The following is a 25,157-nucleotide window of genomic DNA, read 5'->3' as shown; positions in this document are numbered from 1 at the left end:
GGTTAGCTCCGTTCCAAAAGGGCAAGGCGGGCGGCAAGGGCGGTAAAGATCACCGCCGAAATCGCGCCAAGCCCGCGCGAAAAGCGCGCAGAGGTGGCCATGCGGCGGCCAAGCGAGCCGGCAAAGACACCCACCGCGCCGTTGATGAAGAACCCGCCAATCGCCAGCACCAGCCCGAAGATCAGGAATTGCGGCAGGATCGCACCACGCGACGGGTCGACGAATTGCGGCACGAAGGCCAGCACGAAAAGGATCACCTTGGGGTTGGTGAGATTGACCAGCATGCCCGCCCGAAAGGCACGCGCCGCGCCAAGGGCGGGGGCATCGGGGCGCAAGGCGCGCGTGCGCAAGGCTCCCACCGCCAGCCACAAAAGATAGGCCACGCCGACCCAGCGGATCACGTCGAAAATCCAAGGCAGCGCCGCCACCATGGCGCCAAGGCCAAGTCCGGCCAGCGTGATATGCACCATGCCACCCGCCGAAATACCCGCACTTGCCGCCATCGCCGCGCGCGGCCCCGAGCGCAGGCCAAGCCCGAGGCAGAACATCATATCCGCCCCCGGCGTCAGGTTGAGCGCAAGCCCCGCCGGAATGAAGGCCAAAAGCACAAGCGGGTCGATAATCATGCGGTGATCTCGAACCAGTTTACGGTTGGGCCAAGGTTGACGACGCGGGTCGCGCCGATGTGACCGTTGATCCCCCAGCTGTCATGGATATGGCCGCAAAAGGCATGGCTGGGCTGAATGCGCACGATTGCGTCGCGGATCGCGGTCGAGCCGACCGACTGGCCGGTGGATGTGACATCGGCCACACCCTTGGGCGGCGAATGCAGGATCAGGATGTCGGCGGCGGTGCAGGGGGCGAGCATTTCAGCGGCCTGCGCCTCGGAGAGGTCACAGGACCAGGCGCCAAACGGCGTCTCCGGCACGCCATAGCCCAGCCCGAAAAGGCGCAAATCACCGATCTTGGTGGCGCTACCATGCAGGACGGTCATGTTGGGCAGGGCGGCGGCGTTGAGTTCCGGCGCGCTTTCGGCGTTGCCGGGCACGACGACCATCGGCGCGGCGATCGCGCGCAAAAGATCCATTGCCTCGGCTAGCCCCTGACGCATGGTGCAAAAATCGCCAGCGCCGATGACAAGATCGGCCTCGGCGCTGGCCCTGACAAGATCGGCGGCACGGGCGCGCGCAAGATGCAGGTCGGAAAAGGCGAGAATCTTCATGCCCCGCCCCGAAGCCGCGCCTGAAGCGACAGAAGATCGGCCCATGCCTCGCGCTTGGCCGAGGGGGTGCGCAAGAGATAGGCCGGATGCACCATCGGCAGCGCCGGTTTGCCATAGGCGGTCGTCCAAGCGCCGCGCAGCCGGGTGATGCCGCGTTTTTCAAGGCCGGCGTCACAGCTTATGTTGCCCATCAGCACCACGAAATCGGGATTTGCTAGCTCCACGTGGCGCGCCACGAAGGGGCGCATCATGGCGATTTCCTCGGCGGTGGGATCGCGGTTTTGTGGCGGGCGCCAAGGCAGGACATTGGTGATGTAAATCCCGTCCTCGGGGCGATCCGGGGTGCGGCCAAGGCCGATGGCGGCGAACATCCGGTCCAGAAGCTGACCGGCGCGGCCCACGAAGGGGCGGCCTTCGCGATCCTCGTCGCGCCCCGGCGCCTCGCCGATGATCATCACGCGCGCACCCGGCGTGCCGTCGCTGAACACCAGATTGCGCGCCCCGCGTTTAAGATCGCAATGCGGAAAGGCCGCGAGGGCCTCTTTCAGCCCCTCAAGCGAGCCTGCGTTGGCGGCGGCGGATTTGGCGGCCGCCACCGGATCGACCGTCGGTTCGGGCGCGGCGGGGCCGGGGGCCACGGCGGGTTTTGGCGGTGCGGCAGAGGCAGGTTTGGCGGATTTTTCCGGCAGCTCATAGCGGTTGACCGGCACATCGCCAATCGCCTCGGTCGCGCCGAGTTCGATTTGCCAGGCCAGAAGCGCCTTTGCGTCGTGATATCCGATGACCGATTCCATGGCCGTAAGCTACCTCGGGCGGGCGTCACGTGAAAGCCGCGAAAGCTCTGGGCTGGAAACCGGCGGGTTTTGAGTATTTATGGAAAGATGAAAGCCCCGGCTTGCCCCTGAGGCATGCGGTTTTTATAAGCAGGGCAAATCGGAATGGAGGCGGCATGACCTTTTCACACTCCCATCTTTTGGGGATCGAGCCACTGGCGCCTGCCGATATTACCGCCATTCTTGATCTGGCGGATGATTACGTGGCGCTCAACCGGCGTGATGTTAAGCATGCCGACGCTCTCAAGGGGCTCACGCAGATCAACATGTTCTTCGAGAATTCAACCCGCACGCAGGCCAGTTTCGAGCTGGCGGGCAAGCGGCTTGGGGCGGATGTGATGAACATGGCGATGCAGGCCAGCAGCATCAAGAAGGGCGAGACGCTGATTGATACGGCGATGACGCTTAACGCGATGCACCCGGATTTGCTTGTGGTGCGCCATCCGCATTCGGGCGCGGTGGATTTGCTGGCGCAAAAGGTGCGCTGTGCGGTCTTGAACGCCGGCGACGGGCGCCACGAGCATCCGACGCAGGCGCTTTTGGATGCGCTCACGATCCGGCGCGCCAAGGGGCGGCTTCATCGCCTCAACATCGCGATTTGCGGCGATATCGCCCATAGCCGGGTGGCGCGGTCGAATCTTCTGTTGCTGGGCAAGATGGAAAACCGTGTGCGTCTTATCGGGCCGCCGACGCTTATGCCTGCGCAGATGCAGGACTTTGGCGTCGAGGTTTATGACGACATGCGAGAGGGGCTCAAGGATGTCGATGTGGTGATGATGCTGCGCCTTCAGAAAGAGCGGATGGATGGCGGGTTTATCCCGTCGGAGCGCGAATATTACCACCGCTACGGGCTTGATGGCGAAAAGCTGGCCTATGCCAAGGAAGACGCGATTGTGATGCATCCGGGGCCGATGAACCGGGGCGTCGAGATTGATGGCGAGATCGCCGATGATATCAACCGCTCGGTCATTCAGGATCAGGTCGAGATGGGCGTGGCGGTGCGGATGGCCGCGATGGATCTTTTGGCGCGCAACCTGCGGGCACGGCGCGCCGAGGCGGTTGAGGGCGCATGACTACGCTGTTGCGCATTCCGGCGCATGAGGCGCATGTGTTGCGGGTCTTTGCCGTCGACGAGGCGCCCGATGCGCCGGTTGAGGATCAGGCCGTTCTGGAAGCGCTTGGCGCCGAAGAGATCAAGACCGCCGAGATCGAGCTTTTCGACGTGAGCGATTTGCAGGACATGACGCTGTCGGATTATCTGGCCGAGGGGCATGGCATTGCGGCCGATCAGTTGGCGCCGATGCGCGCGCAGCTCAACGGTCTGCGCGGACGGGTGTTGTTGTTGCCCTCGCGGGCCTTTGACGGGCGTGCCCAAGAAATGCGGCCGCGCGCGCCGCTTCGGATGATCGGGCGCTTTAGCGAAGAGGTGGCCCCGGTCAGCTTCGCGCCGCTGCCCGCCGGTGTGGCGCAGGGCGCGATCCCGCTGAAGGCGCGTAAAACGCCGGGTCGACAGCGGGCGGCACGCTGGCTGGCGCTTGGCTTTTTTGCGGTTCTAGCACTGGTTCTGGCGCTTGTGATCAGTCTTGCGGTGCTGCCATGAACGGCGAGGGGCTGATCTATTCGATGGTGCCGACGACGTCACTTTTGGCGGGCGAGCGGGTGCTGCACAGCTTTACTCCCGACCGCGCGACCTATTGGCGTGATCACGCCTGGATTGCGGCGGCGGCGATGGCGCTTGGCATGCTGGCGCTTTGGATTGTCGGCAATCCGCATGTCTGGACCGGGGCGGTTGGCGGGCTTGCGGCGGTTGCGGTGCGGGCGTTTTACGTGGCCTCGGACGAGATGCAGGCGCGGTGGGATTTGACTGACCGGCGCCTTTTGGGCCCCCAGACCCGCGCCGTGCCGCTGGCCCAGATCGCGACCCTGCGCAGCCTGGGAAGCGCGGTGCAGGTGGTGACAAAAAGCGGCGACAAGCACCTGTTGAAATATCAGTCTGAGCGCGCCGACACGATTGCCCGGATCAGGGCCGTGATGGCCGAAGAATAGGGAGAACGCGATGCAGGAACCGAAAGATCCAAAGATGTCGGGCCGGATCGCGATGATCGCCCTGCTGGTGATCTTCGCCCTTACCGGGCTGATGATCTGGGTGGCGGGATGAGCGAGCTGCGCGAACGGTGGACTTCAGACAGAAAGACTGGCCAATGAGCAAAACCCTTTTCACAAATGCCCGGCTGATCAATCCCGAGGCGGGCACTGATACGCTTGGCTGGCTCTTGGTCGAGGGCGGCAGGATCAGCGCGATGGGAGGCGAGGCCGACACGCCAGAGGCGGACGAGCGGGTCGATTGCGCGGGGCAGTGCCTTGCGCCGGGCATCGTCGATATCGGCGTCAAGGTCTGCGAACCTGGTGAGCGGCATAAGGAAAGCTATCGCTCGGCCGGCCTTGCCGCAGCGGCGGGCGGGGTGACGACCATGGCCACGCGCCCCGATACCTTACCCGCGATCGACAGCCCCGAGGTGCTTGAATTCGTCGCGCGGCGCGCCAATGAGGCGGCGCCGGTCAATGTCTTGCCGATGGCGGCCCTGACCAAGGGGCGCGAAGGCCGCGAGATGACCGAGATCGGCTTTTTGATGGATGCCGGCGCGGTCGCCTTTACCGATTGCGACCACGTGGTGAGCGACAACAAGGTGCTGAGCCGGGCCTTCACCTATGCGCGCAGTCTTGGTGCGCTTGTCATCTGCCACCCGCAAGACCCCGGTCTGAGTGCGGGGGCCGCCGCCACCAGCGGCAAGTTTGCCAGCCTGCGCGGCTTGCCAGCCGTCTCGCCAATGGCCGAGCGGATGGGGCTGGACCGCGATATCGCTCTGCTCGAAATGACCGGCGCCAAGTATCACGCCGATCAGATCACAACCGCGCGCGCCTTGCCGGCCCTTGAGCGGGCCAAGCGCAACGGGCTTGATATCACTGCGGGCACAAGCATTCATCACCTGACGCTCAACGAGCTTGACGTGTCCGACTATCGCACCTTTTTCAAGGTCAAGCCGCCGCTGCGCTCTGAGGAAGACCGGCAGGCGGTGATCGAGGCGCTGCGCTCGGGGTTGATTGATATCATCAGCTCGATGCACACGCCGCAGGACGAGGAAAGCAAGCGCCTGCCGTTTGAAGAGGCGGCCAGCGGGGCGGTGGCGCTTGAAACGCTGTTGCCCGCCGCCTTGCGGCTTTATCACGCCGAAGCGCTTGATCTGCCGACGCTGTTTCGGGCGATGTCGCTCAATCCGGCGCGCCGGCTCGGGCTGGCATCGGGGCGGCTGGCGGTTGGCGCACCGGCGGATCTTGTGCTGTTTGATCCGCATAAGCCGTTTGTGCTGGACCGCTTCGCGCTGAAATCGAAATCCAAGAACACGCCCTTTGACGGCGCGCGCCTGCAGGGTAAGGTGCTGGCGACTTATGTTGCCGGAACCCCTGTTTATGAGGCCGATTGATGCCACTTATTGAAACGACGACCGCCGGGCTGATCCTCTGGGCCGTGATTGGCTATGGGCTTGGCTCGATCCCCTTTGGCATGGTGCTGGCGCGGGTCATGGGGCTTGGTAATCTGCGCGAGATCGGATCGGGCAATATCGGCGCGACCAATGTGCTGCGCACCGGCAACAAGAAGGCGGCGGCGCTGACGCTTTTGCTGGACGGGGGCAAGGGCTCGGTTGCCGTGCTTTTGGCGCGGGTATTCGCCGGAGAGGACGCGGTGCAGCTTGCGGCGCTGATGGCCTTTGTCGGCCATTGCTATCCGGTCTGGCTTGGGTTTCGCGGCGGCAAGGGGGTTGCGACCTTTCTCGGCATTCTGCTGGCACTGGCCTGGCCGGTGGGGGTTGCCTGCTGTCTGACCTGGCTGGTTGCGGCGCTGATCAGCCGGATGTCGTCGATGGCCGCAATCATGGCGGCGGCGCTTTCGACAGGCTGGGCGATTGTGCTTGGCAATGGGGCAATCATCATCCTGGCGTTTGTGCTGACCTTGCTGGTGTTCTGGCGTCATCGCAGCAACATGGCGCGGATCAAGGTCGGCACAGAGCCGAAGATTGGCCTATTCCGTTGAAAAACTCGCCTGATCGCTCGAAAGGGCAAGATCAGCAGAATATTGTCCCGCTAAAACGCCATTCTGGAAGTACCGTTTGTCAATTGGCCTGTGACGAGAACAGTGTTCCAAGTTTCCGAGGCGATTTTGGCGTAGCGGAGTTTTTCAACAGAATAGGCCAAAAGGGGTAACTGCGGCGTGAGGGGCGCTGCCCCTCACACTCCCCGGGATATTTTCGGCAAGAAGAAGGTGCGATCAGTAGCTGTATTCGGCGTAGATCCGGTCAAGGTTGCCGTTCCAGTCGCCATTGAAATGCTCAAGCAGTTCGTCGGCCGGTGTTTTGCCGGTCTCGATGCTCTCATTCAGGGCGTTCAGGAAGTGGGTCTCGTCCGGGATCATACCGCCGCCGCCCGAGCGGGCACGCGCCTTGAGGCCCGCCTCGGAGATGGCCACGGCCTGGCGGGCGATGTCATGCAGGTTGATGCCGTTCACCTTGGTCTGAAGCCCGTCGATGCTTGCGGCGACGCGCAGGGCCTCGCGGGTTTCTGCATCCCATGATTTGCAAAGATCCCAGGCCGCGTCGAGCGAGGGTTGGTCATACATCAGCCCGACCCAAAAGGCCGGCAGGGCGCAAAGCCGACGCCACGGGCCACCATCGGCGCCGCGCATTTCCATGAATTTCTTGATCCGCGCCTCGGGGAAGATCGTGGTCAGATGATCGGCCCAATCCGAGAGCGTGGGTTTTTCACCGGGCAGGGCGGGCAATTCGCCGCGCAGGAAATCGCGGAAGGATTGGCCGAGGGCGTTGATGTATTTGCCGTCGCGATAGACGAAATACATCGGCACATCGAGCGCATAATCGGCGTATTGCTCAAACCCGAAGCCCTCGTCAAAGACGAAGGGCAACATGCCGGTGCGTGCCGGATCAAGATCGCGCCAGACCCGTGCACGCCAGGATTTATGGCCGTTTGGCTTGCCCTCGAAGAACGGCGAATTGGCGAAGAGCGCGGTGGCGACCGGTTGCAAAGCGAGGGCAACGCGGAATTTCTTGACCATGTCGGCCTCGGAGCTGAAGTCGAGGTTGACCTGCACGGTGCAGGTGCGGCGCATCATCGTCTGGCCCATGGTGCCGACGGTCTGCATATAGCTGTCCATCAGCTTGTAGCGGCCCTTGGGCATCAGCGGCATCTGATCATGCGTCCAGATCGGCGCGGCGCCAAGGCCGATAAAGCCGACGCCAACCTTGTCGGCGATATCCTTGACGTCGCGCAAATGGGCATTCACCTCGTCGCAGGTCTCGTGGATGGTTTCGACCGGCGCGCCGGACAGCTCAAGCTGACCGCCCGGTTCAAGCGAGACATTGGCGCCGTCTTTTTCAAGGCCGATCAGCTTGCCGCCCTCTTCAACCGGGGCCCAGCCATGGCCATCGCGCAGGCCTTCAAGCACCGCGAGAATGCTGCGCTCTCCCTCGTAGGGGATCGGTTTGAGAGTATCCTTGCAATAGCCGAATTTCTCGTGCTCGGTGCCGATGCGCCAGTCGTCTTTGGGCTTGCAGCCGCTCGCCATGTACTCGGCAAGTTGGTCGTGATGTTCAATCGGCCCGCCGCCGGATTGTGGAATGGACATGATCGGGCCTCCTGATCGGGTCACCTAGGGTTGGGAAACACAAGTGGCCTTTTGCGCGCAGAGTGTCAATGCAGCCTTAGGTGTGAGGCGGCGGTTTGCGGCTTTTGCCAGATCACGACCACTTGATCGGAAGGGCGCCGCATCTGGGTCAGCATATGTTCGGTGCGAATGCCCGGCAGGGTGGCAAAGGCGTCAAACAGCATCTCTGCGCCTTCGGCGGTCAGCGGGATGGCAAGCTCGGGCTGGCCCTGCTGGCTCAGGAGCCAATGGGCGGGGCGCGCACGCGGATCAAGCTTGAGGGTGCTCAGATCGCCCATCGCCACGACGCCGCCGGTCAGCGGGCCGAAATAGGCCACCTGACCCTCGTCAACGCGCACCACGCCCGGCCCGCCAGACCCGGCCCGAAAGCGGGCGCGCTGAAGACCCGCGACAAGGATGGCGGTGGCGAGGACAAGAACGACATAGCCCAGCCAGTGCAACAGGCCGATGGTGGTGAACGCCCACCACAGGCCGATGGCGAGGAATGCGACACCCACCAGAACCTCGCGCCACCGCCAGAGGGCGGCGCGCGCTTCGGGGCGCATAAAGCTCATGCCCAATCCCCCAACGCCTGTTGCCAGAGGGTCATCGCGGCGACGGCGGCGGTGTCAGCGCGCAGGATGCGGGGGCCAAGGGCAATGGCATGGGCAAAGGGCAGCGCATGAAGGCGGGTGCGCTCGGCCTCGGAAAACCCGCCCTCGGGGCCGATCAGGATAGCCCAGGGCGCGCCCTTTGCCAGGCCGCCTGTAAGGGCGGATGAGCCGCCCGCAAGCGCCTCGTCGCAAAACATCAGCTGGCGCCCGGCGGGCCAACCCGCGATCAGCCGGTCGAGTTTTTGCAACGCGCACACCTCGGGCACAAAGGTGCCGCCGCATTGCTCGGCGGCCTCGATCGCATGGGCCTGCAGGCGATCCTGTCGGATGCGTTCGGAATTGGTGAAATCGGTTTGCACCGGCAGGATGCGCGCGGCCCCCATCTCGGCGGCTTTTTCCACGATGAAATCGGTGCGCGCCTTTTTGATCGGCGCGAACAGCAGCCACAGATCGGGGGGATCGCGTTGTTCGCGGGTCTGCTCTTCGGCCCTGAGCAGGCCGCCGCGCTTACCGGCCTCGGCCACTGTGGCGCGCCATTCGCCATCGGTGCCGTTGAACAGCAAAACCGGATCCCCCGCGCCCTGTCGCATCACCCCGAAAAGGTAGTGCGCCTGGTCGCGGTCCAGAGGAACCGTTTGCCCTTGCCCCAGCGGTTGCTCTACATAAAGTCTGATCTTTGCCGTTTTCATGAGGCCAACATATGACCGGAAACAACCAGACGCCAGAGGCCACGGGCGAGAATGCCGGACAGGTGGCCGATGCCTATCGCGGCAATTGGGTGGACCGTCTGGCCCCCGCCGCGACGCGCCCCTACCTGCGGCTTGCGCGGGCGGACCGGCCAATCGGGACCTGGCTTTTGCTCTTGCCGTGCTGGTGGGGGCTCCTGCTTGCGATGCTGAGCGACGGGCGCGCGGGCTGGCATGATCTGTGGATTTTCGCGGGCTGCGCCCTCGGGGCCTTTTTGATGCGCGGGGCGGGATGTACGTGGAACGACATCACCGACCGTCATATCGACGGCTCGGTGGCGCGCACCGCATCGCGGCCGATTCCGTCGGGGCAGGTCAGCGTCAGGGGCGCTTTGGTCTGGCTTGCCGCGCAGGCGCTGGTGGCCTTTGGTATCCTTTTGACCTTCAATATCGCAGCTATCGGCCTTGGCGTTCTGTCGCTTCTGCCGGTTGCCGTCTATCCCTTTGCCAAGCGGTTTACCTGGTGGCCACAGGTCTTTTTGGGGCTGGCGTTCAACTGGGGCGCCTTGCTGGCCTGGACCGCCCACACCGGTCGGCTAGAGGCGCCCGCCGTGTTGCTGTACCTCGCCGGGATCGCCTGGACGTTGTTTTATGACACGATCTATGCCCATCAGGACGCCGAGGATGACGCTCTGATCGGGGTGAAATCGACTGCGCGGCTGTTTGGGGAAAACTCGCCGCGCTGGTTGCGGTGGTTCCTTGTTATCTCGGTGTCGATCATGGCGGTTGCGGTCATCTTGGCGGTGCCAGATGGGCGACCACTTGCGCTTTTGGTGGCGCTCTGCGGGCCCTGGTCGATGGGCTGGCACATGCAATGGCAGATGCGCCAGCTCAAGCTTGATGATACATCGCGGCTTTTGATGCTGTTTCGCTCGAACCGCGATGCCGGGCTTTTGCCTGTGCCGTTTTTCGCCGTCGCCCTGTTGCTGTGATTGATCTTGTGCGGGCAGCGGCCTAAAGACAAAGCCTAGGGAATAAGGACCGGCCAGAACCTCATGCGTTTATCCTCAGTTTTCACGATTGCCGCAGCGTTTTGCGGAGCTGCCGTTTTATGTGTGGTCGCCGCCGGGTTCGCGGTCAGCGCCATCGAAGACGGATCGCGGCGCGCGGTGCGTGATACGCTTGATCTGCAAGACATGGTCTGGGCCGAGGTCGATACCGACGGGCTTCAGGTGTTTCTGGCGGGCACGGCCCCGACCGAAGCCACGCGGTTCAAGGCGCTGTCGGTGGCGGGTACGGTTGTCGATGCCGCGCGGGTGATTGACCAGATGCTGGTTCAGGATGCCGCCGATATCGCGCCGCCGCAGTTCTTGATCGAGATTTTGCGCAACGACCGGGGCATTTCTCTGATCGGGCTGGTGCCAAGCGCCACGGATCGTGATGAGCTTTTGGCCGATATTGCCAAGGCGACGGATGGCACCCCGGTGGCCGATCTGCTGGACGCGGCGGATTATCCCTATCCCGAGACATGGCCCGCGGCGCTTGACTATGCGGTGCGCTCGCTTGGCAAGCTGCCGCGCACCAAGATTTCGGTCAGCGCCGAGCGGGTTGAAGTCACCGCCATGGTTGACAGCCCCGAGGAACAACGCCGGGTGGAAACCGATCTGGTGCGCAGCGCGCCCGATGATGTGCGCCTTGCGCTCGATATCTCGGCGCCGCGCCCGGTGATCACGCCGTTCACGCTTCGGTTTCTGATCGAGGACGGGCGCGCGCGGTTCGATGCCTGCTCGGCTGATACCGAAGAGGCGCGCGAGCGGATCTTGCGCGCCGCAGGGCAGGCCGGTCTTCAGACCAAGGCCGATTGCGTGGTCGGCATGGGTGTGCCCTCGCCGCAATGGGCGCGTGCGGCCGAATTGGCGATTGCCGCCGTTGGCAAGCTTGAGGGCGGAAGCGTGACCTTCTCGGATGCCGATATCGCGCTTTGGGCACCTCAAGGCACGCCGCAGGGAGAGTTTGACGACGTTGTCGGCCAACTTGAGGCCGATTTGCCCGAGGTCTTTGCCTTGCAGGCGACATTGCCGCCGCCGCCGAATTCCGATGCGCCGGTGGTGCCCGAATTCATCGCCACGCTGTCGCCCGAGGGGCAGGTTCTGATCCGCGGGCGCGTCAACAGCGAGACCACCCGCGACACCGTGGACAGCTTTGCCAAGGCGCGGTTTTCATCCGATGCGGTGCATGTTACCGCGCGGGTGGCCGAGGGGCTGCCGAAGAGCTGGCCGTTGCGGGTTCTGACGGCGCTTGAGGCGCTGTCTTACCTGTCGAACGGGGCGGTCACGGTGACGCCGGATACCCTTGCGGTGCAGGGCAATACCGGGCGCAAGACCGCAAGCGCGCAGATTTCGCAATTCCTGTCGGAGAAGCTTGGCGGATCGGAGCAGTTTTCGATCAATGTGACCTATAAGGCGGCGCTTGACCCGGTGGCGGGCCTGCCCGCCGCCGATGAATGCGAGGCCGAAATTGCCGAGGTGCAGACCGGCCGGAAGATCAACTTCGAGCCAGGCTCGGCCAATATCGACAGCGCGGGGGCGGCGATCATGGATGATATCGCGGAAATCCTGAAGCGCTGTGGCGAGATTCGCATGGAAATTGGCGGTCATACCGACAGCCAGGGCCGCGAAGAAATGAACGAACAGCTTAGCGAACAGCGCGCGCGCGCCGTTCTCAATGAATTGCGTCTGCGCCGGGTACTGACATCCTCGATTGACGCCAAAGGGTACGGCGAAAGCAAACCGATTGCCGATAATGCCACCGAGGAGGGTCGCGAGACCAACCGGCGGATCGAATTCCGCCTGATCCGCCCCGAGCCGGTGCCGGAAGAGCAAACAGCCCTTGAAAGCCTAGAAGAACCGGTGGAAGAAGGAAGCGAAGTGCAGGATCAGGAAGACACGACCGATGAACAGAACTGAGTTTATCATTGCCACCGCCATTGTCTTGTTTGTGGCGTTTTGCATGGGCTGGTTCGCGAATTGGCTGATCCATCGGTTCATCCGGGTTGCCGGGTCGGACGTGGGCGAGTTGGAGCGCATGGCGCAAGAGCTTCATGAGGCCGAGGAAACCCGCGATCAGGCGATCACCTATCTGCAGCAGCGCGAGGCCGAGCTGACCAATCAGCTCAGCCAGACCGAAGCCGAGCTTGCCGCCACGATGGACGGCTTGCGCGAGGCGCGTTACGAGGCCGAACAGATGCGGGCGCATCTTGAAAAGGTCAGCGGCCGCGCGGCGGGATAAGCGCCGGATTTCGAGTATTTTTGCCAAGAAGAACGAGGGGCCGCTGTGCCCCTTTTTCGCGTTTCAGCTTTGGGCGAAGTCCGCGATGGCCGCGCAGAGGCAATCAAGGCTGTCGGTCCAGGGGGTATTGGCTGGCAGATCATCGGTCATCAGCGAGAGTTCGGTGCAAGCCACCAGCAGGTGATCGGCGCCCTCTGCCACCAGCAGTTGCGCCTCGGCGTGCAGGCGCGGGCCGAGGGCGGCGGTGGCCTCGCCCGCCTTGATGGCGCGGATGATCGCGAGCAGCTCGCTATCGTCGGGCAGGGTGACTGGCGTTAGCCTATGGGCGGCAAAGGGCGCGTCAAAGACGCGCGCGAGGCGGGTGGCGGGCGAGGCCAGCATGCCGATGCGCCTGCCGCCTTTGGCGGCGAGCGTGGCCGCTGTCAGATCGAGCATGTTGAGGAAAGGCAGGGGCGTTGCCGCGACAACGGCGGGGGCATAGTGATGCGCGGTGTTGCAGGGCATCGCCAGGGCCGCAGCCCCGGCGTTTTGCAGATCGCGCGCCATTTGCGCCAGGACCGGGCCGGGATCGGTGCCGGTGCCGTCGATAATGGCGGCGATCCGGCTTGGGACCTGAGGATTTTGATGCACGATCAGCGGCAAATGATCCGCGTCATCGCGCGCAGGCACGGCGGCCAGCAGTTTCTGCATCAGGAGGATTGTTGCCTCGGGGCCCATGCCGCCAAGAATGCCTACGGTTTTCATGTCTGTCGTCCTGTGCAATGCCGCCGGTCCTGTCCTGCCTGATCCAGGATCAGCTGTCTAGCCGGCCGATGGAATGGCCTGCGCTTCGGGCGTGGCCTGCGCCAGCCTTATATCGGCGGTGCGGGCGTGGCCCTCCATCCGTTCGGCGCGGCTCAGGCTGGCAGTGACGCGCGCCAGATCGGGCAGGGCGCGGTCATCGACCTCTTGCCAGGTGACGGTCTTGAGGAACTTGTGCACCGACAGCCCCCCGGTATAGCGCGCCGCCCCCGAGGTCGGCAGAACGTGGTTCGGCCCGGCCGCCTTGTCGCCAAAGGCCACGGTGGTTTTTTCACCGAGAAACAGCGAGCCATAGGCGCGCAGCCGGGTGCGCCACCAGTCAAGATCGCGGGCCTGCACATGCAGGTGTTCGGGGGCCTTTTGGTCCGCAAAATCCGCCATATCCTCGGGTGTGTCACAGAGCGCGACCTCGCCAAGATCGGCCCAGGCGGTGGCGGCGGCAGAGCGGTTCGGCTCTGGCAGATCGGCGATCAGCGCGGGGATGCGGTCGAGAACGGCCTCTGCGAGGGCAGGGTCGGTGGTCGCCAGCCAGACCGGCGAATTGGCGCCATGTTCGGCCTGTCCCACAAGATCGGCGGCGACGGTTTCGGCGTCAGCCGTGTCATCGGCGAGGATCAGGCTATCGGTCGGGCCTGCGAACATGTCGATGCCGATGGGGCCGAATAGCTGTCGCTTGGCCTCGGCGACATAGGCATTGCCGGGGCCGACAAGAATATCGGCGGGCGGGGCGCCAAACAGGCCAAAGGCGAGGGCGGCGATGCCCTGTACCCCGCCGATGGTCAGAATGCGCGTCGCGCCGGCCTGATCCATCGCATAAAGCATCGCATCGGGGATGCCCGCGCCCGCGCAGGGCGGCGAGCAGGCGGTGATATCGGCCACGCCCGCGACCCGCGCGGTGGCGATGCTCATCAGGGCGCTGGCGATATGGCTATAGCGCCCGCCGGGCACGTAACAGCCCGCCGCGCCAAGCGGGATCTGGCGCTGACCGGCGATGAGGCCCGGGCGCAACTCGATCTGCATGTCCTGTGCGGTGGCGCGCTGTGCCTCGGCAAAGCGCGAGATGTTGTCATGCGCCCAGTCGATATCGTCCTTGAGGGCCTGTGGCACCCGCGCGGTTGCGGCGGCGATCTGATCGCGGGTCACGGTGATCTCGCCCTTCCAGCCATCAAGCGTGCGGGCGTATTCAAGCGCAACCTGCGCGCCGCCCGTGCGCAACCGCGCCAGCATCAGCTGAACGGTATCGGCCACATCCGCGGCGGTTTGGGGCGGCTGTCCGGGGGCGGTTTTCAGATAGGTCATGGGCATGGGGCGATCTCCTTGCCCTATGCATGGCGCGTTGCGGGGGCATCGGGCAAGCGGATTGGCGCGCGCAGCACCGGGTTTTTTCATGGGCTGAAAGCGGCTTTCGGAAATCCCGAAGGCGGCCCGCTAAAGCATGTTGCTCAAAAGTGGGACCCGGTTTTGAGCTTCTCGAAGATGCGACATGCTCTAAAGCGTTGCGCAGAGGCCGCGCGCGGCCCGTTCAATCAAATCCAGCGTGCCGTCGAAATCGCGGGTGTAATAGGGGTCGGGCACATGATCCATGCCCGCATCGGGCGCGTAATCGGTGAACAGGCGCAGCGGCGTGGCATTGCCCTTCGGGCGCAGCGCCTCGATGTCGCGAAGGTTCTGGCCATCCATCGCGATGATAAGATCAAAGCGGGTGAAATCATCGGTGCGAAACTGGCGCGCGCGCAGATCCGAGAGGTCAACCCCGCGTGCCTGCGCCGCGCCCTGCATTGCGCCATAGGGCGGCTCGCCCACATGCCAGCCGCCGGTGCCGGCGCTGTCGGTGCGCACATTTGGGGCTAGCGCGCGAAAGACGCCCTCGGCGGCGGGCGACCGGCAAATATTGCCAAGGCAGACAAAGAGGATTGCACTGGTCATCACGGGCCCTTTCCGGCAGGTTTCACGGCGCAGGATAGGCAGGATAGGCAAGAGGGACGCAATGGAAAAGATCGTCATTCTGACAGGCGCCGGAATTTCGGCAGAAAGCGGTATCTCGACGTTTCGCGACGAAGGCGGGCTTTGGGCGCAGCACGCGATCGAGGATGTCGCCACGCCCGAGGCCTTTCGGCGCGATCCCGACCTTGTGCATCGGTTCTACAATGCGCGCCGCGCGCAGGCGGCAGAGGTCGCGCCGAATGCGGCGCATCTCGCCCTGGCTCGCCTGCAAGAGCGGCATCGCGGCGAGGTGGTGCTTGTCACCCAGAATGTCGATGCCCTGCACGAGGCGGCGGGCAGCCGCGCGGTGTTGCATATGCATGGCGCGCTTGCCGGGGCGCTCTGTGCGCGGTGCGAGGCGCGTTGGCCGGCGCCGATGGTGATGGCGACGCGCGATGCCTGTCCGATCTGTGGCGCAGCGGCCACCCGGCCCGATATCGTCTGGTTTGGCGAAATGCCCTACGGGATGGAGGCGATCTGGCAGCATCTGGAGGAGGCGGATGTGTTTGCCGCGATTGGCACCTCGGGCAATGTCTATCCGGCGGCGGCCTTTGCCCAGCATGCGGGGCGGGCAGGGGCGCAGACCATCGAGCTTAACCTTGAAGCATCGCAGAACACCCGCGATTTTGCCGAGACGCGGTTGGGCCGCGCCTCGGTTATCGTGCCAGAGTGGGTTGACGCGGTGCTTGGCAACTAGGCCCGCACCGCGCGCGGCCTAGTTGCCGGAACCCTGCATTTTGCCGTGACCCTCTTTGGGTTTGCGGGTCGGATCGACGGGCACATCAAGGGTGATCTCGCCGGATTTTTCAAAGACCAGCGTCAGCGGCACCGTATCGCCGATCTCAAAGCCCTTATCGAGGCCCATGAACATCACGTGATTGCCGCCGCGTTGCAGGACAAGCGTTTCGCCCGCAGGCACGACAAAGCCCTCTTCGACGTGGGTCATCTTCATCACGCCCTCGGCGTTCTGGATATGGGTGTGAAGCTGAACAAGCTTGCCCATCGGCGAGCGAGCCTCGATCAGGCGATCATCGGCATCGCCAGTGTTGTTGATCAGCATGAAGGCCGCGCCGGTCTTGGCCATCGGGCTTGCGCTGCGGGCATAGGCATCCATGACGTCGATGTCCTGGGCAAGGGCCGGAAGGCCAAGGGCGGTGACGGCAAGTGCCGCAAGCAGGGTGGATTTGAGGGACATTGCGCCTCTCCTTTTGTAGGTTGAATTCAGGTTGGAAATGGGATCGCTCAGGCGCGGGTCGGCGGCGCACGCGCCCTAAAGGCCGAACGCGCGGCGATCACGATTTCCGGCGTGGTATCTAAAGGATCAAGCGCCGTGGCGGTTGCCGTTCGCGGCGCGTCAGGCGCGGCGGTCGCGATGGCGTGAAACAGGCCAAGCGCGCAATCAGGGCAGATATGCACCGCGCCGGTCGGCGTGCCCTCGGAGTCGACGAGAACCGTCACCGGCCCGGTGCCGGTGCAAAGTACCATCGTGCCCGCAGGGGCCGGTGCGCCGCGCGCCACCGCCATCGTCTGGCTGGTCAGCGCCAGCAGAGCGCAAAGGCAAAGGGCCAATATGGGGCGAAACGGCGTCATCATGGGGTGATATAGGGGGTGCCAGGGGACAAGGCCAAGCGACAAAAGGAAACAGCCCCGCCACATAGGGGCAGGGCTGTTTCTGAATGTTCAGTCAAGGCGCCTTGGCTCAAGCGGCGGCGGCGGCCTTTGCTTTGGCGATCTCTTTCTTGACCTTCAGCGCAGAGGTCGACAGCTCGTCGTCCTTGGCCTTGGCAAGAAAAGCGTCAAGACCACCCCGGTGATCAACACTGCGCAGAGCCGCAGCTGTGATCCGGAGCTTGATGCCACGGTCCAGAGCTTCGGACTGCAGGGTCACGTCATTCAGGTTCGGCAGAAACCGACGACGTGTTTTGTTGTTTGCATGGCTGTTGTTATTGCCAGACATGGGGCCTATTCCGGTCAGTTCGCAGCGGCGCGACATGGGTTCATCCTCGTCTTGGGTCCAGGGCGCGTCGTGGCCCTTCTACAATATACTAGGGCACCGCCAACGGCAGCGCCCGAATTCCGTTTGGGGTCTTTAGGCCCAAAGCAGAGGGGCGTCAAGGGATTCGACGCGTAAATTGGTCGGGCCTTTGCACCGATTTTACCCAAGGGGCGCGGGCAGGGCGACGTTGCAGCAGCCGGATATAACGCTAACATGCAAAGATACCATCGAGGAGACCCGATCATGGATATTTTCACTAGCGACAAACCCAGCCGCCTGGCGTCGTCCGACTGGTTTACCGGGCGGGTCTGGCAGGACGTGGTCATCGAGGCGCCCGAGCCTGCGCGGGTGCGCGCGCTGCGCGTCACGTTTGAGCCGGGCGCACGCACCGCATGGCACACCCATCCGCTGGGTCAAACGCTTCATGTGCTGTCGGGGGTCGGGCTTGTCGGGCTGCGCGGGGCCGCGCCACGGGTGCTCCGCGCCGGGTATACGGTCTGGATCCCGCCCGGCGAAGAGCATTGGCATGGCGCCACGGCCGACACCATGATGTGCCATCTGGCGATTCAGGAATCGCTTGATGGTTCGGTGGCCGAGTGGCTTGAGCACGTCAGCGACGAAGACTTCGCGCGCCCCCCCGTCTAGCGTGTCGCATGTTAGAGAAGCTCAAAACCGGGTCCCACTTTTGAGCAACATGCTATGGGGGCCGCGCAGCGCTAGCCCCGCCCGTGCGGCGCGTGAAAATCGGGCTGCGGATTGATCGGGATGATCCGGCTCGGGTTAATCGTGTCGTGGCTATAGTGATAGTGGCGCACGATATGCTCGAAATTCACCGTCTCGGCCACGCCGGGCCATTGGTAAAGCTCGCGAAGATAGCCCCATAGATTGGGATAATCGACGATCCGCTTGCGATTGCATTTGAAGTGCAGGTGATAGACCAGATCGAAGCGGATCAGCGTGGTGAACAGCCGCCAGTCGGCCTCGGTCACGCGATCCCCCATCAGGTAGCGATGCGCGCCAAGGCGCTCTTCAAGCCACTCAAGGCTGTCAAACAGCGGATGAACGGCGGCGTCATAGGCCTCTTGGCTGGTGGCAAAGCCGGATTTGTAGACGCCGTTGTTGACGGTGTCATAAACCCGCGCGTTCACAGGCTCGATCGCCTCGCGCAGGTCCTCGGGCCAGTAATCGTCGCGATTGCCGGTCAGCCCGTCAAAGGCGCTGTTGAACATGCGGATGATCTCGGACGATTCGTTCGAGACGATGGTTTGGCGCTCCTTGTCCCAGAGGATCGGCACCGTCACGCGCCCCGAAATCTCTGGGTCGGCCTTGAGGTAGATGTCGCGCGCAAATGGCAGATCATAGAGCGTGTCGCCGGTCGCGCCCTCGAAATCGGCGCGAAACTCCCAGCCTTCGGACATCATGTCGGGATGCACCACCGAGACGCCGATATGGTCAGTAAGGTCTTTGAGGGCGCGAAAGATCAGGGTGCGATGCGCCCAGGGGCAGGCCAGCGATACGTAAAGATGATAGCGCCCGGATTCCGCCTTGAACCCGCCCGTACCCGATGGGCCGGGGCCGCCATCGGCGGTGATCCAGTTGCGAAAGCCGGCCGTCGAGCGGACAAATTTGCCGCCCGTCGATTCGGTGTCGTACCATTCGTCTTTCCAGACGCCGTTTACCAGTTGGCCCATTTTTCGATCTCCTTGTTTGATCGCAACCTATGCCGGGGGCGCCCCCCCGATAAGGCCCTGTTCCGCGCAGAGGACGTGCAGGGCTGCACATGTCGCAATCAAGGGCAGGCGCGGCGTTTCTTCGTTTGCACGCCTCGGCCCGCCCGCCTATAAGCGGGGCAAGACGAAGCCCGTCGATGGGCCGGAAAGGTGTGCGATCATTGGCTGACCCATGTCGGGGGCCGCTGTCGCATCGTCTGGGGCAAAGGCCCGGCTCACCCTTTTTCGGCATCGCGCGCCTGACCAAAAAGGGGACCCCCGCATGAAGTTTGCCACGATTCTGATCACCCTACTGGCGGCCACAGCTGCCCAGGCTCATCCCGGTCATATGGCCGAGGTTGCGGGTCATGGGCATTGGCTTGGCGCGGCGGCCCTTGGGGCGGCGATTGCGATTGGTCTCTGGGCCGGGCTCAAGGCGCGCAAAGATGCGGCGTCTTCGCGCGACGAGGCCGAAGACGAGACCGCAGACGACGAATTGCAGGAGGCGTAATGCCCATGACGAAAACCGGTGTGATGATCTGTGGCCATGGCTCTCGCAGCCAGGCGGCGGTGGACGAATTCAGCGTGTTGGCGGAAAAACTGCCTGCCTATCTGCCCGCCGACTGGATGACCGAATATGGCTATCTTGAATTCGCCAACCCGGTGATCCGCGACGGTCTTGACCGGCTGCGCGAGGCCGGTTGCGCGCGTATTCTGGCGGTGCCGGGGATGCTCTTTGCGGCGATGCATTCCAAGAATGACATCCCCACGGTTCTCAATACCTATGCGGCCAAACATGACATCGACGTTCATTACGGCCGCGAGCTTGGGGTTGACCCCAAGATGATCGCCGCCGCCGGTGCGCGTATCCGCGAGGCGCTTGATCGCGCCAATGCCGATTTGGGCGAGGTCTCGTTGCATGACACCTGTCTTGTGGTGATCGGGCGCGGGGCGTCTGATCCGGATGCCAATGGCAACGTGGCCAAGATCGCCCGGATGCTTCAGGAGGGCATGGGCTTTGGCTGGTGCGAGGTGGGCTATTCCGGGGTGACTTTCCCGCTGGTCGAGCCTTGCCTGCAACATGTGACGCGGCTTGGCTACAAGCGGGTCGTCGTGTTCCCGTATTTCCTGTTTTCGGGTATTCTGATCGACCGGATTTATGGTTTCACCGATCAGGTGGCCGCCGAGCATCCGCAGATCGAATTCGTCAAGGCGGGCTATCTTGGCGATCACCCCAAGGTGCTTGAAACCTTCGCCGAGCGGATCATGGAACAGGTTGGCGCAACGCCGCCGCCCAATTGCGGCACCTGCCAGTACCGCACCCAGGTCCTGGCAATCGAGGGCGAAGAGGTGCGCGAGATTACCCCGGCCGAGCGAGCCGCACTTGCCGCCGAAAAGGGCGCTGGTCACCCGGCCTTCAGCGATGTGCCGCCGCCGACCTGCGTGATGTGCAAGTACCGCACACAAGTTCTGGGGTTTGAATCCGAAGTGGGCGCCGTGCAGGAAAGCCATCACCACCACGTCGAAGGTCAGGGCGCCTCGGCTCCGGGCTCAAACGTTGCCGATTGCGCGCTTTGTGACACCTTCTGCACCGGTCTCTGCCGTCTTGAGGCCTCCCACGCGCACCACCACCATGATCACGATCATCACCACCACCACGGTCACGATCATGACCATCACCACGATCATCATCACGACCATGACCACCATCATGCGCCCTATCCCCATGCCGATCACCCGCATGGCCCGGAAAGCGCGCGTAAAACCAAAGCCTGACCCGGGCTTTCATCGTTCCATAATTACTCCCGCCGGAGGCATCCGCCGCCGCCGCGAAACGCAAGGTCTGAGCTGTGCGCCCCTATGAGAAAAGCCCTTCGGCGATCTATGAAATGAGCTTTGCCACCGTGCGCCGCGAAGCGCGGCTTGACCGGTTCGGGCCGGGCATGGAAGACTTGGCGATCCGGCTTATTCATGCCTGCGGCATGGTCGAGGTGGCGGACCGGCTTGATTTTTCGGCACCCGCTTTCGCGGCCGGACAGGCGGCGCTGCGCGCCGGGGCGCCGGTGCTGTGCGATTGTGAAATGGTCGGGGCCGGGATCATTCGCCGCTATCTGCCCTGCGAGAACGAGGTGATCGTCACGCTGAACGACGCGCGCGTTCCGGGCATTGCAGGCGGCATTGGTAACACCCGCTCCGCTGCGGCGGTCGAGCTTTGGGCCGAGCGGCTTGAAGGCGCGGTCGTTGCCATCGGCAATGCGCCGACGGCCCTGTTTCACCTGCTGGAACTGCTGGATGAGGGCGCGCCAAAGCCGGCCGTGATCCTTGGCTTCCCTGTTGGGTTTGTCGGCGCGGCCGAGAGCAAGGCCGAACTGGCCGCCAACCCGCGCGGCTGTGATTACGTGGCCCTGCGCGGGCGGCGCGGCGGCTCTGCGATAGCCTCGGCGGCCGTCAATGCCCTCGCGGCGGGATTGCCGGAGGTGCGGGCATGAGATTTTTCGTCGAAAAATCTCTGTGTGGAGAGGTTGGGCATGTCTAATCCATGGTTGCATATCGTTGGGATCGGCGAAGACGGAATGGACGGCCTTTTGCCGGCCACCCGCGCCATTGTCGAGGCGGCCGAAGTGATTGTCGGTGGCGAACGGCATCATCAGCTCGCTGAGGGGATCAGCGCCGAGCGCGTCTCCTGGCCATCGCCGTTTGACGCGCTCATTGACCTTTTGCTTGCCCACAAGGGGCGTCGGGTGGTGGTTCTGGCCACCGGCGATCCCTTGTGGTTTTCGGTTGGGGCCCGGATTGGCCGGGCGATGGAGCCCGGCGAAATCGTCTATCATCCGCAATTGTCCGCGTTCCAGCTGGCCGCCGCGCGCATGGGCTGGAGCTTGCCGGATGTCGAGACGCTGACGGTGCATGGTCGCCCTGTCGAGCAGATGATCGCCTTTATCCAGCCCGATGTGCGGCTCTTGATCCTGACCACTGGCGCCGATACCCCGGCGCAGATCGCGCGGTTTCTGAGCGAGCGCGGTTTTGGTCAGTCGCGGATGAGCGTGCTGGCCAATATGGGTGGCAAGAATGAGGCGCGCTTTGACGGGGTGGCCGAAAGCTGGGATCACGTGGTGCCGCCGTTCAACACGCTGGCGGTCGAATGTCTGGCCGCGCCGGATGCGGCTCTCTTGCCGCGTGTGCCGGGGCTGGCGGATGACCTGTTTCAGCATGACGGCACGATGACCAAGCAAGAGGTGCGTGCCGCAACCCTGGCCAAGCTGATGCCGATGCGGGGCGCACTTTTGTGGGATGTCGGCACGGGTTGCGGCTCGGTCGCGGTCGAATGGATGCGCGGTGCGCGCTATGCGCGGGCCATCGGCATTGAGCCGCGCGCAGATCGGCGTGCGATGGCGGCGGCGAATGCGCTGGCGCTTGGGGTGCCCAAGCTTGAGCTGATCGAGGGCCGTGTGCCCGAGGCGCTTGCGGGGCTTGAAGCACCCGATGCCGTGTTTATCGGCGGTGGCCTGTCCGGCGCAGTCTTTGAGGCCGCCTGGGCCGCTTTGCGCCCGCTTGGGCGACTGGTGTGCAATGCAGTGACGCTTGAAAGCGAGGCTTTGCTCTTGGAGTTGCACAAGCGCCATGGCGGGCAATTGGTCAAGCTTCAGGTGCATCGCGCCGAGCCGGTGGGAGGGCTGACCGGCTGGCGCCCGCTTATGCCGGTCACGCAATGGAGCCTGATCAAGCGATGACTGGTCCATCTTGGCAGGGGTCGGATTTGAGTATTTTTGGAATGGTGAAAGACGGGTCTGAGCATGGTCGGTAAGCTATATGGCGTGGGCCTTGGGCCGGGCGACCCGGAGTTGATGACGCTGCGGGCGCATCGTCTGATTTCAGAGGCGAAGGTCGTGGCCTATCCGACGCTTGCGGGCGGCGATAGTTTTGCGCGCGCGATTGCGGCGGATGTGATTGCGGACAGGGCGCGGGAAATCGTGATGGATGTGCCGATGAGCACCGCGCGAGAACCGGCGCAGGCGGCCTATGACAAAGGGGCCGCCGAGATCGCGGCGGCGCTTGAAGCGGGTGAGGACGTGGTGTGTCTCTGTGAGGGCGATCCGTTCTTTTATGGCTCGTTCATGTATCTTTTCGCGCGTCTCAGCACGAGGTTCGAGGTCGAGGTCGTGCCCGGTGTCACCTCGATCACCACCTGTGCGGCGCGTGCGGGCCTGCCGTTGGCGGCGCGAAATGAGCGTCTGACCGTGCTGCCGGGGCCCTTGCCCGAGGATGAATTGCGCGCCCGGATTGAGGGCGCGGAAAGCGTTGTCATCATGAAGGTGGGGCGGCATATGGCCAAGATCCGCGGCGTGATTGACGGTCTTGGCCTGACGTCGCGGGCGGTTTACGTGGAACGCGCAAGTCTGCCTCAGGAGGTGGTCTGCCCACTCGCGGAGGCGCCGGAAACGGCACCTTATTTTTCAATGATACTGCTCACGAAAGGGGCCGATCCATGGCTGTGAAACCTGTTGTCTTGGCGCTGAGCCGGTCGGGCGAGGACACCGCGCATCGCGTGGCCGAAATGATCGGCGCGCAGGTGCATGGCCGCGAGGGGCGCGTGGCGCGGGCCGATGCGTTCTTTGCCAATGCTCTTGACCATGCGCGCGATCTCTTTGCCGCCGGGGTGCCGGTTGTGGGGGTTTGCGCCAGTGGCATCCTCATCCGTGCGGTGGCGCCGATGTTGTCGGATAAACGGGCCGAGCCGCCGGTGCTGTCGGTCTCTGACGATGGCTCGGTCGTGGTGCCGCTTCTGGGCGGGCACCGCGGGGCCAACCGCCTTGCGGCCGAGATCGCGACAGGTCTTGGCGCGGTGGCGGCGGTCACGACGGCGGGCGATGTGGCCATGGGCGTGGCGCTTGATGCGCCGCCCTTGGGGTATCGGCTGGCCAATCCTGAGGATGCCAAACCGGCGATGGCGCTGATGCTGGCGGGCAAGGGGCTTCGCCTGACGGGCGAGGCGATTTTTGACGTCGAGAATACCGGCGGCGCGGTCGAGGTAATCGTAAGCGAGGCGCCCCAGCAAGGGGGCGAAGAGCGGCTGGTTTATCATCCGCAGCGCTTTGCGCTTGGGCTTGGCTGTGCGCGGGGCTGTGACATCGAGGAAATGTGGGCGCTTGTCTCTGACACGCTCGCAGAGGCCGGTATCGCGCCCGGTGCTGTCGCCTGCGTCGCTTCGATTGACCTCAAGGCCGATGAAGGCGCGATGAACGAGGTGGCGCGCCGCCTCGGTGTGCCGTTTCGCCTGTTCACCGCTGCCGAGCTTGAAGAACAGGCGGCGCAGTTGGCTAACCCGTCCGAGGTGGTCTTTGCCGAGGTCGGCTGTCACGGGGTTTGTGAAGGTGCGGCCCTGGCCGTTGGCGGCGATTTGATCGTGCCCAAGCGCAAGACCGCCAATGCCACCTGCGCCCTGACCCGAAGCGCGGAACCGATCACCGAGATGCCCGGGCGGGCGCGCGGGCGGCTTTCGGTTGTGGGCATCGGCCCCGGTCAGGCGACCTGGCGCACGCCCGAGGTTAGCCGCCTTGTGGCCGAGGCCGAAGAGCTTGTGGGCTATGGCCTTTATATCGACCTGCTGGGCCCGCTTGCGGCCGGCAAGGCGCGCTCGGATTTTCCGCTTGGCGGGGAAGAGGCGCGCTGTCGCTATGCGCTTGAGCAGGCGGCGCTTGGCAAGAACGTGGCGCTCGTCTGTTCCGGGGATGCCGGGATTTACGCCATGGGCGCGCTTGTGTTCGAGCTGTTGGATCGTGGCCCGGACGAGCATGGCGTCAGCGACGCGGCGCGGCGTATCGAGGTGGTCTGTTCGCCCGGTGTCTCGGCGCTTCAGGGTGCGGCGGCGCGGGCCGGGGCGCCTTTGGGGCATGATTTCTGCACCATTAGCCTCAGTGACCTTCTGACGCCGCGGGACGATATCATCCGCCGTCTTCATGCCGCTGCCGAGGGCGATTTCGTGATCGCCTTTTACAACCCGGTGTCGAAAACCCGCCGCACCCTTCTGGCCGAAGCGCGCGATATCCTGCTTGAGCATCGCCCGGCGGATACGCCGGTGATGCTGGCAAGTTCGCTCGGGCGGCCCGAGGAATACATCCGCTATCGCCGCCTTGACGAGCTTGAGGTTGACGAGGTTGACATGCTGACCGTGGTTCTGATCGGGTCGAGCAATTCGCGTCTGGCACAGTTGGGCGAGGGCCCGCGCATGTTCACGCCGCGCGGCTATGCCCGCAAGATTGACGGCGATCTGGCGCAGGCACGCGCGGTCGAAAACACAGGGAACGCATAAAG

General features: G+C 63.9%; 29 protein-coding genes. 16 read left to right on the top strand and 13 right to left on the bottom strand.

The window, feature by feature from the left end; all coding sequences use genetic code 11:
- Window positions 1–2 precede the first annotated feature (2 nt).
- From ROG8370_RS06110 to ROG8370_RS06100, 3 genes are read right to left on the bottom strand one after another with little or no spacing between them, the layout of a single operon-like run.
- Window positions 3–626, bottom strand: coding sequence for a LysE family translocator (locus ROG8370_RS06110; protein WP_085826189.1), 624 nt, complete (start codon window positions 624–626; stop codon window positions 3–5).
- The gene (locus ROG8370_RS06105) at window positions 623–1,222 is read right to left on the bottom strand and encodes a metallophosphoesterase family protein (protein ID WP_085826188.1); all 600 of its coding nucleotides are present in this window, start codon (window positions 1,220–1,222) and stop codon (window positions 623–625) included. Before ROG8370_RS06105 ends, ROG8370_RS06110 begins: the two co-directional genes overlap by 4 nt.
- Window positions 1,219–2,016 (bottom strand): uracil-DNA glycosylase, encoded by a 798-nt coding sequence (locus ROG8370_RS06100; protein ID WP_085826187.1) that lies wholly within the window; start codon window positions 2,014–2,016, stop codon window positions 1,219–1,221. Before ROG8370_RS06100 ends, ROG8370_RS06105 begins: the two co-directional genes overlap by 4 nt.
- Before the next feature lie 155 nt (window positions 2,017–2,171).
- Here ROG8370_RS06100 and ROG8370_RS06095 point away from each other — a divergent pair, with 155 nt between their 5' ends.
- From ROG8370_RS06095 to plsY, 5 genes are all read left to right on the top strand, one after another.
- On the top strand, window positions 2,172–3,128 hold the full coding sequence (locus ROG8370_RS06095; protein ID WP_085826186.1) for an aspartate carbamoyltransferase catalytic subunit: 957 nt from the start codon (window positions 2,172–2,174) through the stop codon (window positions 3,126–3,128).
- On the top strand, window positions 3,125–3,655 hold the full coding sequence (locus tag ROG8370_RS06090; protein WP_085826185.1) for a hypothetical protein: 531 nt from the start codon (window positions 3,125–3,127) through the stop codon (window positions 3,653–3,655). Before ROG8370_RS06095 ends, ROG8370_RS06090 begins: the two co-directional genes overlap by 4 nt.
- The gene (locus tag ROG8370_RS06085; RefSeq protein WP_085826184.1) at window positions 3,652–4,101 is read left to right on the top strand and encodes a hypothetical protein; all 450 of its coding nucleotides are present in this window, start codon (window positions 3,652–3,654) and stop codon (window positions 4,099–4,101) included. Before ROG8370_RS06090 ends, ROG8370_RS06085 begins: the two co-directional genes overlap by 4 nt.
- Window positions 4,102–4,256: 155 nt before the next feature.
- Complete coding sequence (gene pyrC / locus ROG8370_RS06080; RefSeq protein WP_085826183.1) at window positions 4,257–5,537, top strand: dihydroorotase; 1,281 nt, start codon at window positions 4,257–4,259, stop codon at window positions 5,535–5,537.
- Window positions 5,537–6,145, top strand: coding sequence for a glycerol-3-phosphate 1-O-acyltransferase PlsY (gene plsY / locus ROG8370_RS06075; protein ID WP_085826182.1), 609 nt, complete (start codon window positions 5,537–5,539; stop codon window positions 6,143–6,145). The genes pyrC and plsY overlap by 1 nt, the downstream gene beginning before the upstream one ends.
- Window positions 6,146–6,379: 234 nt before the next feature.
- On the opposite strand, the gene ROG8370_RS06070 is transcribed toward plsY, so the two are convergent.
- The 3 genes from ROG8370_RS06070 to ROG8370_RS06060 form a co-directional block, all read right to left on the bottom strand.
- Window positions 6,380–7,750 (bottom strand): glutamate--cysteine ligase, encoded by a 1,371-nt coding sequence (locus tag ROG8370_RS06070; RefSeq protein WP_085826181.1) that lies wholly within the window; start codon window positions 7,748–7,750, stop codon window positions 6,380–6,382.
- Between the two features lie 65 nt (window positions 7,751–7,815).
- Complete coding sequence (locus tag ROG8370_RS06065; protein ID WP_085826180.1) at window positions 7,816–8,343, bottom strand: hypothetical protein; 528 nt, start codon at window positions 8,341–8,343, stop codon at window positions 7,816–7,818.
- A complete protein-coding gene (locus ROG8370_RS06060) occupies window positions 8,340–9,071 on the bottom strand; it encodes a 16S rRNA (uracil(1498)-N(3))-methyltransferase (RefSeq protein WP_085826179.1) in 732 nt (243 codons plus the stop codon). Before ROG8370_RS06060 ends, ROG8370_RS06065 begins: the two co-directional genes overlap by 4 nt.
- 11 nt (window positions 9,072–9,082) lie before the next feature.
- On the opposite strand from ROG8370_RS06060, the gene ubiA reads away from it, so the two are divergent.
- The 3 genes from ubiA (at window position 9,083) to ROG8370_RS06045 (ending at window position 12,356) form a co-directional block, all read left to right on the top strand.
- The gene (gene ubiA / locus ROG8370_RS06055) at window positions 9,083–10,060 is read left to right on the top strand and encodes a 4-hydroxybenzoate octaprenyltransferase (RefSeq protein WP_085826178.1); all 978 of its coding nucleotides are present in this window, start codon (window positions 9,083–9,085) and stop codon (window positions 10,058–10,060) included.
- A gap of 63 nt (window positions 10,061–10,123) precedes the next feature.
- Window positions 10,124–12,034 carry an OmpA family protein gene (locus ROG8370_RS06050; RefSeq protein WP_085826177.1) on the top strand — a complete coding sequence of 637 codons (1,911 nt, stop codon included), beginning with the start codon at window positions 10,124–10,126 and terminating at the stop codon, window positions 12,032–12,034.
- Complete coding sequence (locus tag ROG8370_RS06045; protein WP_073199188.1) at window positions 12,021–12,356, top strand: hypothetical protein; 336 nt, start codon at window positions 12,021–12,023, stop codon at window positions 12,354–12,356. The genes ROG8370_RS06050 and ROG8370_RS06045 overlap by 14 nt, the downstream gene beginning before the upstream one ends.
- A gap of 63 nt (window positions 12,357–12,419) precedes the next feature.
- Here the strand turns inward: ROG8370_RS06045 and cuyB are convergent, their stop codons facing one another.
- The 3 genes from cuyB to ROG8370_RS06030 all read right to left on the bottom strand — a co-directional run bounded on the left by cuyB (window position 12,420) and on the right by ROG8370_RS06030 (window position 15,083).
- Window positions 12,420–13,100: a cysteate racemase gene (cuyB, locus tag ROG8370_RS06040; protein WP_085826176.1), complete on the bottom strand. Its 681-nt coding sequence runs from the start codon at window positions 13,098–13,100 to the stop codon at window positions 12,420–12,422.
- A gap of 57 nt (window positions 13,101–13,157) precedes the next feature.
- Window positions 13,158–14,462, bottom strand: coding sequence for a histidinol dehydrogenase (gene hisD, locus ROG8370_RS06035; RefSeq protein WP_085826175.1), 1,305 nt, complete (start codon window positions 14,460–14,462; stop codon window positions 13,158–13,160).
- 183 nt (window positions 14,463–14,645) lie between these two features.
- A complete protein-coding gene (locus ROG8370_RS06030; protein WP_085826174.1) occupies window positions 14,646–15,083 on the bottom strand; it encodes a low molecular weight protein-tyrosine-phosphatase in 438 nt (145 codons plus the stop codon).
- Between the two features lie 61 nt (window positions 15,084–15,144).
- On the opposite strand from ROG8370_RS06030, the gene ROG8370_RS06025 reads away from it, so the two are divergent.
- Window positions 15,145–15,837 carry an NAD-dependent deacylase gene (locus ROG8370_RS06025; protein ID WP_085826173.1) on the top strand — a complete coding sequence of 231 codons (693 nt, stop codon included), beginning with the start codon at window positions 15,145–15,147 and terminating at the stop codon, window positions 15,835–15,837.
- Window positions 15,838–15,855: 18 nt separating this feature from the next.
- Here ROG8370_RS06025 and ROG8370_RS06020 read toward each other — a convergent pair whose 3' ends face one another.
- The 3 genes from ROG8370_RS06020 to rpmB form a co-directional block, all read right to left on the bottom strand.
- Window positions 15,856–16,335 (bottom strand): copper chaperone PCu(A)C, encoded by a 480-nt coding sequence (locus ROG8370_RS06020; protein ID WP_085826172.1) that lies wholly within the window; start codon window positions 16,333–16,335, stop codon window positions 15,856–15,858.
- 47 nt (window positions 16,336–16,382) lie between these two features.
- On the bottom strand, window positions 16,383–16,733 hold the full coding sequence (locus ROG8370_RS06015) for a hypothetical protein (RefSeq protein WP_139838057.1): 351 nt from the start codon (window positions 16,731–16,733) through the stop codon (window positions 16,383–16,385).
- A 106-nt stretch (window positions 16,734–16,839) separates the two neighbouring features.
- On the bottom strand, window positions 16,840–17,133 hold the full coding sequence (gene rpmB / locus ROG8370_RS06010; protein ID WP_073199787.1) for a 50S ribosomal protein L28: 294 nt from the start codon (window positions 17,131–17,133) through the stop codon (window positions 16,840–16,842).
- Window positions 17,134–17,379: 246 nt separating this feature from the next.
- Here rpmB and ROG8370_RS06005 point away from each other — a divergent pair, with 246 nt between their 5' ends.
- Window positions 17,380–17,781, top strand: a complete 402-nt coding sequence (locus ROG8370_RS06005; RefSeq protein ID WP_085826171.1) for a (R)-mandelonitrile lyase — start codon at window positions 17,380–17,382, stop codon at window positions 17,779–17,781.
- Window positions 17,782–17,852: 71 nt separating this feature from the next.
- Here ROG8370_RS06005 and ROG8370_RS06000 read toward each other — a convergent pair whose 3' ends face one another.
- Window positions 17,853–18,827 (bottom strand): glutathione S-transferase family protein, encoded by a 975-nt coding sequence (locus ROG8370_RS06000; protein ID WP_085826170.1) that lies wholly within the window; start codon window positions 18,825–18,827, stop codon window positions 17,853–17,855.
- A 301-nt stretch (window positions 18,828–19,128) separates the two neighbouring features.
- On the opposite strand from ROG8370_RS06000, the gene ROG8370_RS05995 reads away from it, so the two are divergent.
- The 6 genes from ROG8370_RS05995 (at window position 19,129) to cobJ (ending at window position 25,155) form a co-directional block, all read left to right on the top strand.
- Window positions 19,129–19,356 (top strand): DUF6732 family protein, encoded by a 228-nt coding sequence (locus tag ROG8370_RS05995; RefSeq protein WP_085826240.1) that lies wholly within the window; start codon window positions 19,129–19,131, stop codon window positions 19,354–19,356.
- Window positions 19,356–20,621: a sirohydrochlorin chelatase gene (locus tag ROG8370_RS05990; protein WP_085826169.1), complete on the top strand. Its 1,266-nt coding sequence runs from the start codon at window positions 19,356–19,358 to the stop codon at window positions 20,619–20,621. Before ROG8370_RS05995 ends, ROG8370_RS05990 begins: the two co-directional genes overlap by 1 nt.
- A 74-nt stretch (window positions 20,622–20,695) precedes the next feature.
- On the top strand, window positions 20,696–21,334 hold the full coding sequence (locus ROG8370_RS05985) for a precorrin-8X methylmutase (protein ID WP_085826168.1): 639 nt from the start codon (window positions 20,696–20,698) through the stop codon (window positions 21,332–21,334).
- Window positions 21,335–21,373: 39 nt separating this feature from the next.
- Window positions 21,374–22,576 (top strand): precorrin-6y C5,15-methyltransferase (decarboxylating) subunit CbiE, encoded by a 1,203-nt coding sequence (cbiE, locus tag ROG8370_RS05980; protein ID WP_085826167.1) that lies wholly within the window; start codon window positions 21,374–21,376, stop codon window positions 22,574–22,576.
- Between the two features lie 63 nt (window positions 22,577–22,639).
- Window positions 22,640–23,341 carry a precorrin-2 C(20)-methyltransferase gene (cobI, locus tag ROG8370_RS05975; RefSeq protein WP_085826166.1) on the top strand — a complete coding sequence of 234 codons (702 nt, stop codon included), beginning with the start codon at window positions 22,640–22,642 and terminating at the stop codon, window positions 23,339–23,341.
- Window positions 23,332–25,155 (top strand): precorrin-3B C(17)-methyltransferase, encoded by a 1,824-nt coding sequence (gene cobJ, locus ROG8370_RS05970; RefSeq protein WP_085826165.1) that lies wholly within the window; start codon window positions 23,332–23,334, stop codon window positions 25,153–25,155. The genes cobI and cobJ overlap by 10 nt, the downstream gene beginning before the upstream one ends.
- Window positions 25,156–25,157 lie beyond the last annotated feature (2 nt).

Source organism: Roseovarius gaetbuli, from assembly GCF_900172365.1.
Classification (GTDB): domain Bacteria; phylum Pseudomonadota; class Alphaproteobacteria; order Rhodobacterales; family Rhodobacteraceae; genus Roseovarius; species Roseovarius gaetbuli.
Note: the sequence above shows the minus strand (reverse complement) of the source record. Positions and strands in the feature narration are given on the sequence as shown.